At 64.9% G+C, this 15,869-nt stretch carries 12 protein-coding genes; 10 read left to right on the forward strand and 2 right to left on the reverse strand.

What is annotated here, in order from left to right:
* Window positions 1-411: 411 nt before the first annotated feature.
* The gene (locus tag LWC34_RS16895; protein ID WP_233726013.1) at window positions 412-912 is read right to left on the reverse strand and encodes a hypothetical protein; all 501 of its coding nucleotides are present in this window, start codon (window positions 910-912) and stop codon (window positions 412-414) included.
* A gap of 49 nt (window positions 913-961) precedes the next feature.
* On the opposite strand from LWC34_RS16895, the gene LWC34_RS16900 reads away from it, so the two are divergent.
* From LWC34_RS16900 to LWC34_RS16925, 6 genes are all read left to right on the forward strand, one after another.
* Window positions 962-1,132, forward strand: coding sequence for a hypothetical protein (locus tag LWC34_RS16900; protein ID WP_233726014.1), 171 nt, complete (start codon window positions 962-964; stop codon window positions 1,130-1,132).
* On the forward strand, window positions 1,129-1,911 hold the full coding sequence (locus tag LWC34_RS16905; RefSeq protein ID WP_233726015.1) for a hypothetical protein: 783 nt from the start codon (window positions 1,129-1,131) through the stop codon (window positions 1,909-1,911). The genes LWC34_RS16900 and LWC34_RS16905 overlap by 4 nt, the downstream gene beginning before the upstream one ends.
* Window positions 1,908-3,338: a flavin-containing monooxygenase gene (locus LWC34_RS16910; protein WP_233726016.1), complete on the forward strand. Its 1,431-nt coding sequence runs from the start codon at window positions 1,908-1,910 to the stop codon at window positions 3,336-3,338. Before LWC34_RS16905 ends, LWC34_RS16910 begins: the two co-directional genes overlap by 4 nt.
* Window positions 3,339-3,343: 5 nt before the next feature.
* On the forward strand, window positions 3,344-4,888 hold the full coding sequence (locus LWC34_RS16915) for an aldehyde dehydrogenase family protein (RefSeq protein ID WP_233726017.1): 1,545 nt from the start codon (window positions 3,344-3,346) through the stop codon (window positions 4,886-4,888).
* A complete protein-coding gene (locus tag LWC34_RS16920) occupies window positions 4,885-6,015 on the forward strand; it encodes an NAD(P)/FAD-dependent oxidoreductase (protein ID WP_233726018.1) in 1,131 nt (376 codons plus the stop codon). The genes LWC34_RS16915 and LWC34_RS16920 overlap by 4 nt, the downstream gene beginning before the upstream one ends.
* An 85-nt stretch (window positions 6,016-6,100) precedes the next feature.
* Entirely contained in the window at window positions 6,101-6,658 is a 558-nt protein-coding gene (locus LWC34_RS16925; protein WP_233726019.1) for a DUF305 domain-containing protein, read from the forward strand.
* A 124-nt stretch (window positions 6,659-6,782) separates the two neighbouring features.
* Here LWC34_RS16925 and dprE2 read toward each other — a convergent pair whose 3' ends face one another.
* On the reverse strand, window positions 6,783-7,511 hold the full coding sequence (gene dprE2 / locus LWC34_RS16930; protein WP_233726020.1) for a decaprenylphospho-beta-D-erythro-pentofuranosid-2-ulose 2-reductase: 729 nt from the start codon (window positions 7,509-7,511) through the stop codon (window positions 6,783-6,785).
* Between the two features lie 55 nt (window positions 7,512-7,566).
* On the opposite strand from dprE2, the gene LWC34_RS16935 reads away from it, so the two are divergent.
* The 4 genes from LWC34_RS16935 (at window position 7,567) to LWC34_RS16955 (ending at window position 15,671) form a co-directional block, all read left to right on the forward strand.
* Complete coding sequence (locus LWC34_RS16935) at window positions 7,567-8,718, forward strand: DUF1015 family protein (RefSeq protein ID WP_233726021.1); 1,152 nt, start codon at window positions 7,567-7,569, stop codon at window positions 8,716-8,718.
* Between the two features lie 16 nt (window positions 8,719-8,734).
* Window positions 8,735-11,431 carry an ATP-binding protein gene (locus LWC34_RS16940; RefSeq protein WP_233726460.1) on the forward strand — a complete coding sequence of 899 codons (2,697 nt, stop codon included), beginning with the start codon at window positions 8,735-8,737 and terminating at the stop codon, window positions 11,429-11,431.
* Window positions 11,428-14,082, forward strand: coding sequence for an ATP-binding protein (locus tag LWC34_RS56955; protein WP_284051453.1), 2,655 nt, complete (start codon window positions 11,428-11,430; stop codon window positions 14,080-14,082). The genes LWC34_RS16940 and LWC34_RS56955 overlap by 4 nt, the downstream gene beginning before the upstream one ends.
* A gap of 71 nt (window positions 14,083-14,153) precedes the next feature.
* Window positions 14,154-15,671: a hypothetical protein gene (locus LWC34_RS16955; protein ID WP_233726022.1), complete on the forward strand. Its 1,518-nt coding sequence runs from the start codon at window positions 14,154-14,156 to the stop codon at window positions 15,669-15,671.
* Window positions 15,672-15,869 lie beyond the last annotated feature (198 nt).

The raw sequence follows: 15,869 nt of genomic DNA on the forward strand, positions 1-15,869 counted from the left end.
CCTTTGGCGCGTTGGACGCCGCGAAGGTGACCTTCACGGCACCAACCCGGGCAACAGGAGGGACACGCGGGGCAAGTGAGATTGATGTGACGGTCAAACGTTCATTGTGGACATCAACGCCACCGGCAATCGACCCTGCGCCGTCTGCGACCAGCCAGAATGCTTAAATCAGCGGCATTACCGTGCGGGGTTTCATGTCAAAACGAGCTGCGGCGACCACCGAAACGCTGGAACAGAAACACCACAGCGACCACGCCGAAAACCGAAACCGAGCCCGAGCAACCAAGCTGGAAACCGAACCGAGCCACAGCGATCCGACCGGAAAACGAAGCCAAACCAGACAAGCCAAACCAGACAAAGCAAGCACTCAGAAAGCCAAAGAAAAGCCAGACAGGCTAAAACCAGGATCCCTCAGTTACAAGACTCAACCGAAAGCCAAGCGGGAGCGGGCTGAGCCTCCTCCTCACACCATTCAAGCAACCCAATTGTCCACAGCAAAGAGTGAACCACGACATCCAGAGTCGTAGGCACGCTCCGTTCCCGAAGAGCCAAATCCAGCTGAAACCCGGCTTCCTCCGGCCGCCCATTCAACTCGGCAAGCAGCGCCCGAACGGTAGCCCGAAGCGGTGGCTCCAACTCGTCAATAGGCACCGCGAACTCATCATCGTCCCGCAGGTCAACGGCATAGGTGACGTCCGAAGGCGGCTTGCCGACCCGCAACAGCATCATCTGCGCGGACGCCGATACGAGCTGACCCACGATCAGCCGGGTTTCCACACCCACCACGCCCGAGTCGCCTGTCAGCCTGTGCAGGGCGTCGAAAACGCTGTTGGTGTCGCCTTCCCGGGCCACGTGGACCAGCTCACGAGCGCCTGCCCTGGCCCGGTGAAGTAAGTCTCTGTCGTCGTCCATCGACCACGGGTACCCCGCATGGCTTGCCAACAATCGCTACCGTATAGGGATGGCACAGTTCGGTGAGCTCTTCGGCCCCGGGAAGCTTCGCAAAGAGAGCTCGGACGACCAGGGCACCGGCGATCCGTTCGAGCCTGGCTCACTCGATCTCGACGCGGGCGTGATCCGGATCCGAGCGGTCCCGAAGAAGCCGGTAACACCGGAAGAGTCCGAGGAGTGACGTGGCCGTGGCGCGAGCTGGAAGGCCTGTTCGCCGCCGGTAAGGCCCTGATGTCGTCGGGCAGCCCAGCCGCAGTCCTGCAGGCCGCTGTCCGTGCCGCGGGTGATCGGGTCATCGGCCGCGAGCTGACAATGCGGGTCGGTGACGCTGATGTCACCCTCACACCTGTCGAAATCGACACGGAACTGGACACCGTCGGCCTCGCGCTCGGGCAGGTCCCCCGCGTCCGGGTCGTGGCCATGGATGTGGCCTGGCCCGGCACGCCCGTACACCAACTCGCGATCACGGCAAGCAAACTGCAGTTCCAGTCGCTGCCGACCCCAAGCGTGCTGGCCAACGAGGTGTCCGTCGAGATCACGCTGGCCGCCGATGTCGTGAAGGCCAAAGTCGCCGAGCTGCAACCCGATCTGATCGTGGACATCGGCGAGGACGCCGTCATGCGGGTCAAGTGGGCGCCGCGCCGTACATGGGGGCACGTCGAAGTCGAGCCGATCGTCGTTGGCGACTGCGTGCACCTCAAGCCCAAGGTTCTGCAGCTGCGGACCATGCGGTTTCGCAGCGCCGAAAAGCTCAAGCCGACCGTCATCGAGATCCCTGATCTGCCACGCGGATTACGGCTGACCGACGTCGAACTCGGCGAAAGCGAGCTTGTGCTGCGGGGCGAGGCCGAACGGTGGCACGAGAAGATCCCGCTGACCGACCTACTCACATGGCTCGCGACCGCGGCGGCCACATTCACCCTTCCCCAATTCCCTGGACGAGATAACGTCAACGGATGACCAGCGTTGGGATCATCGGCTCGGGGTTCGCGGGTATCGGGGTTGCGATCGAGCTGCGACGCGCGGGGATCACCGACATCACCCTGCTGGAGAAGGCCGCCGAGTTGGGCGGCGTGTGGCGGGAGAACACGTATCCGGGCGCTGCCTGTGATATTCCGTCGCCGCTGTACAGCTTTTCCTACGAGTCACACCACGCATGGGGCTACCGCTACTCCGGTCAAGCCGAGATCCACGACTACCTGAAGAACGTCGCGAACAAGTACGGCATCGACGAGCTCATCCGGTACGAAACCGAGGTGGCTGACGCGGAGTACGACGGACGTTGGCACGTGACCACGACCGACGGCCAGAAGCTCGAGTTCGACGTGCTCATTCCGGCCGTCGGCCAGCTTTCCCGGCCCGCGCTGCCGGAAATCCCTGGGATGGAAACGTTCCAGGGCACCATGTTCCACTCCGCGCGCTGGAACCATGATCACGACCTGACCGGCAAGCGCGTCGCGGTCATCGGCACGGGCGCCAGCGCGATCCAGTTTGTACCCAGGATTCAGCCGCAAGTCCGCAGCCTCAAGCTGTTCCAGCGCACCCCGCCGTACGTCCTGCCGAAGCCCGACCGGCGGTACACGCGCTGGCATCAGGCGCTGTTCCAGCGCTTCCCGAAGACGCGTACCGCAGGCCGCGCCGGGATCTGGGCGGTCGGCGAGCTGATGACCAAAGGCTTGATCGGCCACCGGGGCATCGCCAAGGCGGTCCAACGGCTCGCTTTGACGTTCCTCAAACTTCAGGTCAGGGACCGCAAGCTGCGCGCCAAACTCACGCCGGACTATCCCGCCGGGTGCAAGCGGATCCTGTTCGCCAACGACTACTACCCCGCGCTCGCCAAACCGAACGTGCGGCTGGAGACGGGCCGGATCACCGAGATCACGCCGCGTGGCGTGCGGACCGAGGACGGCGTCGAGCACCAGGTTGACACGATCATCTTCGGAACCGGTTTCGACACCACGGATTTCCTCGCGCCGATGCGGATCCGCGGCCGTGACGGGCAGGATCTGCGCGCGGACGCGTGGGCAAAGGGTGCTCGCGCGTATCTCGGCATCTCGGTACCGCGATTTCCCAACCTGTTCCTGATGTACGGCCCGAACACCAACCTTGGCGGCGGGTCGATCGTCTACATGATCGAACGCCAGGCGCGCTACATCGCCCGGTTGGTCCGTTATCTCCGGCCTGGGCAAGCGATCGAGGTTCGGCCCGAAGTGGCAGAGCGGTTCGACGAGGAGATGCAACGGCGCCTCGCCGACACTGTGTGGACATCCTGTGACAACTGGTATCGCGTTTCGTCCGGACGGGTGATCAGCAACTGGCCTGGCCTGGTTTCGGAGTATGACCGGCGAACCAGGACCTCGGACCGGGCCGCTTATGTCATACGGTGAGACGCGTGCAGACGCTCGAATCGATCATCGAAGGCAAAACCTTGTCGACCGGGGGCACCGACTACAAGTCGCTCAACCCCTCGAACCTCGACGACGTCGTGGCGACGGTCCGCTTGGCTGGCCCGGATGCCCTGAAAGCGGCCGCTGAATCCGGCAGGCGCGCGCAGCGTGAATGGGCGGCCGTACCGCCGCCGGTGCGCGGCCAGTTCGTGGCGGCGCTCGGCCGGTTGGTCGCGGCCAACAAGGAGACCCTCGCCCAGATCGTGACGCGGGAAATCGGCAAACCCATCGCCGAGGCCCGTGGCGAAGTCCAGGAAATCGTGGACACGTGTGACTTCTTCCTCGGTGAGGGACGGCGGCTCTACGGCCAGACCGTGCCGTCGGAAATGCCGGACAAGCAGTTGTTCACGTTCCGGGTCCCGGTCGGCGTGGCCACGATCATCACCGCTGGCAACTTCCCTGTCGCGGTCCCGTCCTGGTATCTCGTGCCAGCTTTGTTGTGCGGCAACGCCATTGTCTGGAAGCCCGCGGAGTGTGCCGCTGCCAGCGCCAAGGCGTTCGCTGATCTGATCTGGCACGCCGGGCTGCCGCAAGGCGTGCTGAACCTCGTGTTCGCGGATGGACAGTCCACTTTCGATGGTTTGCGGGACTCGCTTGAGGCCGGGTTGGTCGACAAGGTCGGGTTCACTGGGTCCAGTGTGGTCGGTTCGAAGATCGGCGAGCTGTGCGGACGTCACCTGCAGTCGCCGTGCCTTGAGCTCGGCGGCAAGAACCCGATGGTGATCACCGAGGACGCGGATCTGGACCTGGCCGTGGAAGGCGCGCTGTTCTCGGGTTTCGGCACGGCTGGGCAGCGCTGCACTTCGCTGGGCAGTGTGATCGTCCACGAGAGCGTGCATGACGAGTTCGTCAGCCGGTTCGACGCGGCCGTCAAGACAGCAACGGCAGGCGAACCGGACGGCGATGTCCTTTTCGGACCGTTGCTGGACGAGAAGTTCGCCAAGTCCTATGAGGAGTATCTCAAGTGGATCGGCGACCACCACACCGTGCTCGGCTCGACCGGTATCGGCCGGATCACCGCGGACAATCCGCGTGACGGCTTCGTCGGCGACCCGTCGAAAGGCCTGTTCTACCACCCGGTGATCTTGGATGGTGTCAAACCGGACGACCGGGTGTTCCTTGAGGAGACGTTCGGCCCGATCGTCGGCGTGACCACGTATCGCACTTTAGACGAGGCGATCGAGCTGGCCAACGCGCCGGGCTATGGACTGTCCTCTTCGGTCTACACAACCAATCCGACGATCGCTTTCCGTTACCGGCAAGGCATCAGTGCCGGCATGGTCAGCGTGAACAATTCGACGTCCGGCGCCGAGGCACATCTTCCCTTTGGTGGCAATGGAAAGTCCGGCAATGGCAGCCGCCAGTCGGGTATCTGGGTACTGGACCAGTTCACCCGCTGGCAGTCGATGAACTGGGACTTCTCCGGCAAGCTGCAGAAGGCGCAGATGGACGTTGCCGAGATCCAGCCGGATGAGAGTTTCCGTCTGTGACGGACGTGGTGATCGTCGGCGGCGGCGTTGTGGGCGCGAGTACCGCGTTTCACCTCTCCGAAGCCGGTGCCAGCGTGGTGCTGCTGGAGCGGGACACCCTCGCTTCCGGCAGCACCAGCCGCGCGGCCGGCGGCGTGCGTGCGACGTTCTCCGATCCGGTGAACATCGCATTGGGACTGCGGAGTCTTGAAGCGTTCGAGCGGTTCGGCACGCGCCCTGGCGCCGAGATCGACCTGCGGCAGCACGGATATCTGTTCCTGTTGGACGACGCCGAAGATGTCGCGGTGTTCCAGGCCAGTGTGGACCTGCAGAACTCGTTGGGCGTGCCCAGCCGGATGATCTCGGCGGAGGAGGCCCGCTCGCTGTCGCCCTTGATCTCGACCGAGGGCTTGCTTGGCGCGTCCTTTTCCCCACGGGACGGGCATTGCACGCCCGAAGCCGTGGTTCATGGCTACGCGAGCGCGGCAAGGCGACTCGGTGCCGACATCCGTCAACATTGCACTGTCACGGAAATTGATGTCAAGGATGGCGAAATCCTTGGCGTGCGTACTTCCCAAGGGTTCGTTCAAACTTCGACGGTTGTGTGCGCGGCTGGCGCATGGTCGGCGGCGGTCGGCGAGATGGCTGGCGTCGCGTTGCCGGTTCGGCCGTTACGCAGGCAGATCCGTGTCACTGAGCCAGTTTCGGTGCCGCCGGACCTGCCGTTCACGATCGACTTCGGCACCACGTTCTACTTCCACCCGGAAGGTCCCGGACTGTTGATCGGAATGTCCGATCCTGAGCAGGATTTCGGGTTCGAGACGCATGCATCCGACGAATGGCTGGAAAGACTCGCCGCCGCGGCAGCCCGGCGCGCGCCGCTGTTGACCGAGATTGGCCTCGCGCGAGGTTGGGCAGGCTTGTACGAGGTGTCGCCCGACCACAACGCGATCGTCGGCGAATCCCGTGCGGTCAGCAGATTCCTTTACGCGACCGGCTTTTCCGGGCACGGTTTCCTGCAGGGACCGGCGATCGGTGAGGTCATGCGTGACCTGGTACTAGGACATTCACCAGTCGTCGATGTGTCCTCTTTGGACGTCACGCGGTTCGCCGCCGACGCCATCCGTCCCGAACACAACGTGGTCTGACCTGCGATTCGGACAAACCTCCCGCCGCGTTGAACCACGCTGCGCTCACGTCCGTATCACGGAGTGTGGAGGAAACGGAGGTGCGATGCGTAAAGGACTGATGGCGATCGGAGCAGCCATCGCGTTGGCAGTGACGGGATGTTCGTCCTTAGGTGGCAGCTCGACCGCCGCCGTGCCCCCTGCCCAAGCGAGTTCCCACAATCAGGCGGACGTGAAGTTCGCGCAGGACATGATCCCCCACCACCAGCAGACGATCCAGATGGCCGACCTTGCGACACGGCAAGCGACCGGCCAGAAAGTGAAGATCGTCGCAGCCTCGGTACTCAGTGCCGAGGAAAAAGAGATCCAGATGATGAAAGGCTGGCTGACCCAGTGGAAAGCCGCCCACCCGGACGCTGCCAAACACGGCGGCCACGACATGCCCGGCATGATCTCCACATCGGACATGACAGCACTTGAGGCGATGTCAGGTGCGGCGTTCGACAGCCAGTGGCTGTCAATGATCGAGAAGCACCTCGAGTCCGGTGTGACGATGTCGAAGACAGTGCTGGCCGAAGGTCAGAGCGCGGAAGCGAAAGCGATGGCGAACGAGATCATCGAGAACCAGGAAGCCAAGATCAAGGAGGTCCAGGCCCTGGGCTGAAACAGAACGTTGGCGGGACAGCTTGAACCAGCCCTGTCCCGCCTAGCCAACCCAAGGTCAGCCCTCGTGAGTGGTTTTGCCGGTTAGAACCGGCAAAACCACTCACGAGGCGCACGCTGGGAATTCAGCGCCAGAGATTGCGCCAGATTGGGCGGGGCACCAGCCGCAGCACCGCGAACAGCCACCTCAACACCCCTGGCACCCAGATGTCAGACTTCTTACCCCGCAAAGCCTTCACCGTCGCGTCAGCCACCTTGTCCGGTGTGGACGGGAACGGCGCGGGTTTCATCCCCGCGGCCATCCGGCCGATCACGAAACCCGGCCGGACAACCAACACCCGGACCCCGCTGCCATGCAGTGCGTCCGCCATCCCGGAAGCGAACCCGTCCAGCCCAGCCTTGGTCGAACCATAGACATAGTTCGCCTTACGAACCCTGACCCCGGCGACCGACGAGAACACCACGATCGTCCCGCTCCCCTGGGCTCGCATCAAGCGGCCCAAGTGGGTCAGTACGCTCACGTGCGCCACATAGTCCACGTGCACGATCTCCAACGCGTGTGCAACGTCCACTTCGGCCTTTTCCTGCGAGCCGAGGATGCCGAAGGCGGTGACCACAACGGACACCGGGCCGAATCGGGCGAACACGTCCTCCAGCAAGGGACGGTGCGAAGCCACGTCGGCGGCGTCGAACTCGACCCGTTCGACACGATCCGCGCCCGCGTCCAACAGCAGCTGGGATTCAGCATCGAGCGAAGCACTTCGCCGTGCTGCCAGCACAACTGTGCCTGATGCCAGGCGTTTGGCGACTGCCAGGCCGATCTCACTGCGTCCGCCGAGAACCAGAATGGTCATGTCCTCGATTCTTACAAGCGCTGCGAAGCGGGGTTTCGGGAGTACCGTTTATCGGATGAGCACCTGGGTATCGCCGATCCGGCACGGCTGGGTGGTCCGTGACCTGGTGCCTGGCCCGGACGTCGACGAGTTCGCCGAGCCCGACCGGGTGATCGCGGCGCTCGCCCAGCCCGGCGCGGCGAACGACACGCTGCTGGCCGTCCAGCATCCCCATCGCACGCCCACGGCCCGGGAACAGAACTTGGACCTGCGGGCAGCGTTGCCAATCGCCCATACCGCCCTGAATCACCTGCGCGAGAGCCACTACCGCCCGGTGACCGACGTCGTCGGGCTGGCATGGCGTGAAGGACCGCAGGGTTCGGCGCTCGGGTTGCTCTGCCTGGTCGATCCGGCGGCCGTCAACCCCGATGGGCTGACGTGGGTCCGGCACACCGAAGAGGTCTACTTGGATGTCGTCGGTGAGCGGGCCGCGATGCTCAGCGGGCTCGGGTGCGCGACCAGCGCGGCCATGCTGGTACCGGTCGACGGCGGCGAGCAGTTCACCCGCTTGCTGTGTGACGCGGTCGGCCAACTCCACCAGCCCGACGTGGAACTGACTGATTCACGGCTGTGGCTCGCGGGCAAAGGTGAGCTGCAGGACAAGCTGATTGAGGCCGCCTGTTCGCAGTCGCTGATGGTCGCCGACGGCAACCACCGGGTCGCCGCGGCCGCGCTGGCCGGGCACGGTTCGCTGCTCGCCCTGATCACCGCAGGCCCTGACCTGCGGATTGGGCCGATTCACCGGGTGCTCGTCGGGACCGGGCTCAGCCTCGACGACCTTGCCGAGAAGTGGCGGCGGATCGGCCTGGACGTGCAGCCCTCCGAGGACCACACGCCGCCGGACATGCCGGGCACGGTCGTCGTCACGGCCAAAGGCAAGGCGTTGCGCGTCAAGCTGCCGGGCCTGGACATCGACCATCGGCAGGTCGAGAACGTGCTGATCGAGCAAGCGCTAGGTCTCGACCCAGCGGGACCTAAAGTCTGGCCATTGGCGCCAGGCCGCCCGGCACGGCCCGACGCGGACGCCACGTTGTTCATCGCGCCGATCCCGCTGGCCGACGTGCTGGCGGTGCACGCCGCCGGGGAACGGATGCCCCGCAAGGCGACCTACTTCACCCCGAAACCCCGCAGCGGATTGGTGCTCTCGCACATCCCGTCGAACCCGTGAGTAGAGTTAGGCGTTGATGAACTCCCAGGTCGTCGGGCGGGACCCGGAGCTAGACGTGCTCGCGCGAGCTCTGGATCGACCGGGCGGAACGATCCTGCTGCGCGGGGAGGCGGGGATCGGAAAGTCAGCCCTTGCCCAGCACACCCTTGACCTCGCGGACAAGCACGGCCTGACGGTCCTGCACGGCCAGGCGCACCCGTTGCAAGCCGGACTCGCGTACGCCCCGATAGTCGCGGCGGTCCGACCGTTACTCGCCAAGATGACCGAAATGGACGGGCTGACTCAGCTCGGCAGGCTTATGGCTGACCCGCGCCTGCCGTCCATGGCGCCAACCGACAACCCCGAACTCGACCGCACCCACATGTTCGAGGCGGTGGCGCGGCTCGTGGAACGGCACGCGCCTGCCGTGTTCTTCATCGACGACCTGCACTGGGCGGATCGCGGCACGATCGAGCTCGTCCACTACCTCGGCCGCAATACTGAGAACGTTCTCGTCCTCGCCGCATACCGACCAGGCGAGGCCAACCCCACCCTGGACGACCTGGCCACGACGGTCCGCCGGACCGGCACCGAGCTGGAACTGGCCCCGCTGACCGACGATGACGTCGCGCAGATCGCCCATAACCTCCTTGGCGCAACGCCGGAACCGGCGTTCCTCAACGACGTCACGCAGCGCGCCAAAGGTGTGCCCCTGTTCGTCACGGCCCTGGTCCAAGGCGGTTTCCAGGCGGTGCCGACGATCGTGCGGGACGTCGTGCTCGGCCGTCTGCAGCGGCTCGACGAACCCGAGCGCAGGCTCCTGGAGGTCGTCGCCGTCGCGGGCGAGGCGGCGACAGACGCGGTGCTGCAGGCCGTATCGGACGCTCCCCGAGCACTGCACAACCTGATAGTCGACGGGTTGGTCGTCGAACGCTCGACGGTCCGCGCCGTGGCGTACCGGGTGGCGCATCCGTTGTACGCCGAAGTCGCGTACGCAGAGATGACGCTGAGCGAGCGACGGTCGTTGCACGCGGCCGTGCTGAAAGCAATCGAACAAACCAGCCCAGACGACACGCTCGCGCTCGCCCCGCACTACCGCGAGGCTGGCACGCTGGCTGCCCCCGCGCGGGCCGTCGCGGTGATGGCCGAAGCGGGCTGGCGCGCGTTGGCCGTGCGTGCCGCAGAGGAAGCCGTGCGGTACCTCGAAGCGGCCATGGAACTGGCCGAGCCGCACCAGCGGCCGGACCTGCTCGACGGCATCGGCCGCGCCCACATGCACCTCGGGGACATGGATGCCGCGTCGGCCGCGTGGACAGCCGGCATCCAGCTCGCCGATCGGCTGGAACTGGAGAAACCCCTGGCAGTGCTGCAGTTCCGGCTGGCGATGCTTGATTCCGAACGGCTGGACTCGGCGAGCGCCAACACCAGGCTGTGGACCCAGTTGCGCGACATCCCACTGGAATCGCCCGAGATCGCGATCCACTCGATCATTTACACCCTGCGGCACGGCACCCTTGACGACGTCCGCACGCTGAGTTCGAGCCTGGCCGAGTCGATCGGGCCCGATCATCCGGCGCCAGCCCGCGCGGTCGCCCACTTCGGGCAGGCGGTCTGCCTGCTGATCGACCAGAAGTTCCAGCCAGCGCTTGGCCACGCCAAGAACGCGGTCACCCAGGCCAAACGCTGCGAAGCCGAGCTGCCGTTCTACACCCAGTACTTCACGCTGTTCCTCAGCGCGCTGCACACGTTGAACGGCGACGTCGCGATGGCCATCGAGTGCGCGCAGGAGACCGTGAGCGCGGGCACGTTGGTCGAGCTGCCGTCGCTGAAGTGCTTCGAGCACTATGCCTTGGCCTTCGGGTACTTCCTCGCCGGTGACATGGACAACGCCTTCGCCGAGATCGACACCGGCGTCGCCGTTGCCAAGGAGTCCGGGATGCCACGGTCCATCTCGCGAGTCGTGGCCTTCCGCGCGTTCATGCTCGCTGAGCAGGGCAAACTCACCGAAGCAAAGGCAGCTCTCGCCGAAGCGGAAGAGGCATATCGCTCGCCTGAGCAGAGCCTCGTGGAGATCGTCGCCCTCGCGTCGACCGCGATCGCGCTCTACAGCGACGAGCCACTGCCCGAGATCCCGTTCGACGCTTCGCAGACCTATAGCGACCCGGTCGCGACCATGTTGCGGATGCAGTTCGCGGGCCTGTGTGGGCTGAACAACGGCCAGCCCTCGCCTGCTGAGGAATGCGCCGCGTCGTTGCGCACGTTCGAGCAGCCCGCGGCGTTGATGATCGCCATCGCTGACCGGCTCGACGGGTCCCGGCTTCGCGACGCGGATCTGTTGGCCCGCACGGCCGACCAGTTCGACGCGATGGGCGCCGTCTTCCTGGCCGCGCAGGCCAGGCTGGAGCAGTACGAACTCGACCAGTCCGCCCCTGACCTGCCCAAGGTCCTTCAGGTCTTCGAACGGGCAGGCGCCGCTCATTGGGCGAACCGGGCTCGCCAGCTCGCTCGAACGTTGGGTGTCCGGGTACGGCCAACACGCCGGGACGGTCCACTGACCGCACGCGAGTCCGATGTGGTCAGGCTACTCGGCGAAGGACTGTCCAATGCGGACATTGCAGCTCGGTTGTTCCTCAGTGGACGGACAGTGGAGACTCACTTGCGCAACAGCTACGCCAAACTCGGACTGTCCACACGGGTCGCGCTTGCCCGCTGGGCCGGAGAGAACCTGAGATGAGACTCGTCGGCAGGGACACCGAAGTCAGCACGCTGACCAAGACGTTGGACCAGGCAGACCAGATCGTTCTGCTGCGAGGTGAGGCAGGCATCGGCAAGTCCCGGCTCGCCGAGGACACGCTCGACACCGCCGCCGCACGCGGGCTGACCATCTTTCGTGGCCAGGCGCATCCGCTGCACGCCGGGCTCGCCTACGCGCCGATCGTGGAAGCTGTCCGGCCGCATGCGTCCACTCAGAACACAGCCCTTGGCACGCTGCTCGGCCACCAAGGGGCGGCGGGCGATCCGGATCTCAACCGCACCAGGATGTTCGAGGCTGTGGCACGGCTCGTGCAGGAGAAGTCCCCCGCCGTGTTCTTCGTCGACGATCTGCATTGGGCCGACCGCGGCACGATCGAACTCGTCCACTACCTCGCCAAGAACACCTGTGGAACCCTCATTCTGGCCGCATACCGGCCCGGTGAAGCCAATCCTGCACTCGACGAGCTGGCCGCGACCGTCCGGCGGACCGGCACCGAACTGGAACTGGCCCCGCTGACCGACGACCATGTCGCAACGCTCGCGCACGACTTGCTAGACGCGCCACCGGAACCAGCCTTCCTCAGCGACGTCGTCCAGCGGGCCAAAGGCATTCCGCTGTTCGTCACCGCGTTGGTCCAAGGTGGATTGCAAGCGGTGCCGACGATCGTGCGGGACGTCGTGCTGAGCCGCCTCAGGCAACTGGACGAACCAGGCCGCAAGCTGATGGAGATCGTCGCGGTGGCGGGTGAATCCGCGACCGATGCCGTACTTCGGGCCGTTGCGGCCGCACCCGACGTGCTGCGGAACCTGATCCTCGAAGGCCTGGTCGTCGAGCGTCCCGTCGGGCGCGCGATAGCTTACCGTGTCGCGCATCCGCTGTACGCGGAGGTCGCGTACGCCGAAATGACCATCAGCGAACGGCGAACGCTGCACTCGGCCGTGCTCACAGCGATCGAGCAACACGATGCCAGTGATGTGCTGGCACTTGCGCCGCATTACCGGGAAGCCGGGAGCATCGCCGACCCAGCGCGTGCCGTGGCGGTGATGGCTGAAGCCGGTGAACGCGCGATGACTGTGCGGGCAAGCGAAGAAGCTGTGCGCTACTTCGAGGCGGCGTTGGACTTGGCCGAGCCCGAGCAAGCCCTTGATTTGCTGGACGGGATCGGCCGTGCACAGCGGGCGCTCGGCGCGATGGACCAGGCGAAAGCCGCGTGGTCACGCGGAATCAAGCTGGCCGAACAGCATCGTCTAGCGAAACCGTTGGCGCTCTTCAGGTTCCGGGTGGCTATGCTCGACACAGAGTGGCAGGACACGCCACCGGCAGAGGATGGGCTCCTCGCGGTGCGCGAGGTCAGTGTGGACTCGGCCGAACTCGCGATCCAGACGTTCGTGTACACGATGTGGCACGGCAGCATGAATGACGCCAAAGACCTGACAACCGCGCTGGCGCAGCAGCTCAACACGACGGATCCGTCGGCGTCCCGAGCGGTCGCGCACCACGGCCGGGCCATCGCCCTGATCTTCGACCAGCAGTTCGGGCCTGCTCACGAGCAAGCGGAAGCCGCGGTCGACGCGGCGCGGCAATGCGACAATACGTCACCGTTCTACCTTCAGTTCTTCCTGATCGCCGTCTGCGGTTTCCGTGCGCTCAGCGGTGACATCGCTGGTGCGGTCCGTGGCGCGCAGGAGGCTGTCCAAGCGGGCGCGGTCGTGGAATTGCCTTCGCTCACCTGGGTCAACTACCACACGTTGGCGTGCTGCCATTACCTCGCTGGTGATTTCAACGAGGCAATGGCCCAGAACGACACCTCTGTCGCCGCGGCCAGAATGTCGGGTTTGCCGCGTGCCATCGCGGGAACCGTCGCGATGCGTGCGTTCCTTCTAGCCGAACGTGGGCAACTCAGTGACGCTGCGACGGCGTTAGCCGAGGCGCGTCAAGCGTATCCGGACCCGGATCACAGCCTGGTGGACGTCATCGGGCTTGCTGCCACAGCGATCGCGCTCTATGTCGACGAACCGCAACCCATGGTCCCGTACGTCGCTTCGACGACCTACAGCGACCCGTTCTCGGTGCTGCTGCGTGGCTTGTACGCCAGTCTGGCCGCATTGAACGTCGGTGATCCGAGTTTGGCTGTCATGCATTCCGAGGCGATCGGCGCGTTCAAACAGCCAGCGCCGCTGATGACCGCGTTCGATGACCGGCTCACCGGGCTGCGCTTGGGTGACGCCAAGTTGCTGGCAGATGCCGCCGAACGCTTTGCCGCTGTCGGCGCCAAGGTGCTGGCCGCGCAGACCCGGCTTGAGTATTCCGAGCTGACCAACTCCGCCGATGGTTTGCCGGAGATCGTCGAGGTACTCAGCAAGGCAGGCGCGGCGCACTGGGCGAACCGCGCACGTCAGCACGCACGCGCGCTGGGGATGCGGCTGAGCCCCACACGTCAGAACGGCCCGTTGACCGCACGTGAGACTGACGTTCTGCGGTTGCTCAGTGACGGATTGTCCAATGCGGACATCGCGGCTCGCCTTTTCCTCAGTGGACGAACAGTGGAGACGCACCTGCGTAACAGTTACGCCAAACTGGGGCTGTCCACACGGGTCGCGCTCGCCCGCTGGGCCAGTGAGAACCTGTAGCACCGAAAGGAAACCGCAAGCCTCCCGTGTAACACTCCCGCCGCCAGCGACAACGAGGCGATCGGGAGCCGATGACTGGGAAGTACATGAGCGGCAGCGAATATTCGGCAACTCTGTCGGCTGCGCTCACATCGTATTGGCGGACACTGGAAGTGCGTTGGACAAAGGACGCGGGTAAGACGCTGTACGGCGGCACAGCCGACATTTCGGGCGCCCCCGAGCCCATCCGGTGGCAGGTGCCGCCGGAGTCCTGGCGTCACCTGCAGACGTGCCCGGTCGTGCACTGGGCGATGACCGACGGCACACCTGCCACCAGGCCAGGATCATGCGACGGGTGGAGCGTCCCGGACACGAAGTTCGTCGAATGCCGCGCGTTGGACGTGTTTCGCCAGGTCGGCGACTGGGCGTGGGCGAAACGGGAGCACCTTTCCCGCTCGATCCCTGACCTCGCCGGTGGGCCTGAACTGTCATCCCTCGAACAGGCGCACACCAGCCTGTCGTCTGTGCACTCTGCCATTCAGTCCGACGGAACCGTCGGCGGGCACGCACTGGGCGGCCTGGTCGACTGGCTGTCCACTGGGGACTCGAACAGCAACCAGACAAGAGGGTGGATGACCGGCTGGACGGGCCTTGCGGCGAACAGCCTGAAAGGCGGCCTTTTCACCACGGTCAAGCCGACGCTGAACAACCACGCGACCCTGACGGCATGGCTGGGCAATTGCTATTCGGTTCGTAGCACGATCGTTCACACCACACGCAACAACACGCTCAACCTGATCGGGCAACTGACCCAGGACCTCAACGAGGTCGTCGCCGCGCAGAAAATGGATCTGACCAAGCAGAAGCTGGTTGTCAGCGCGGCCAGTCAGGCGTGGACGATCGCCAAGATAGGTGTCGAGGCGCTGAGCAAATTCTCCAATGTCGGCACCGTGATCAGCTTGATCGGGTTCGTATTGGGCAACGTCGACACCGCACAGAAGACCGAGTTCAAGTACGCGCAGCTCAGCGAGTTTTTCTCGCACGCGGATACTGCCGTGCGCACACTGCACAGCGAAATGGACAGTGCCGAAGCCGACTACGCCAAAGCCGTCACCGCCGTTGAACAGGCGATCGCTGGAGCCGACCCAACGACACTGGAGCTTTACGACATCACGCAGCATTCGGCGGATGGCGACGACAGCGATCCGTCTGCCTCAGGCAGGTACGCCGTCGACGTCAACACAGTGCTTGAGATAGCTCAGCACTGCTATGACGTTGCCGAGATCTACTCACAGTTGCTCAACAAGCTCGCGACGACCGCGTACTCCGACGGCCAGCTCGCGGGCCGGGGCGTCGCGCCTATCGCCGCGGACCAAGGCGTGATCCGGCTGCGTGAGGAGATCGAGTCGTTCTTCACCACCACGACAACGCGGTACCTGACAGCCGGTGATCGGATCAAAGCCGCGGCCAAGCTGTACGCGGAAAACGACGCGGTTCAGCGGGAACGGTACGAGAAGACGATATCCGAATGGCGGACGGCTGGGGTTGGCGAGTTCGGGCAGCGCAACCGGATCGACACGGACCCGAGCAAGGACGGTGTCCAGAACTGATTTCCCAGGTCAGCCCTCGTGAGCGGTTAGTACGGCAGCCGGACTTCGTGATCTTGGCTGGTGAGGGTCCCTGAATACGGACGCGGCCACCAGTTGATCATGAGCAGTTGTGTGGACAACTCAAGATCGTGTGGTGGCCGCGGGCGCCATCGTAAACCCCGTTGAGGGTGTGGATCCCGTTGGCTGGCGGGAGAAGTT

This window comes from Kibdelosporangium philippinense, assembly GCF_021390435.2.
Lineage (GTDB): Bacteria > Actinomycetota > Actinomycetes > Mycobacteriales > Pseudonocardiaceae > Kibdelosporangium > Kibdelosporangium philippinense.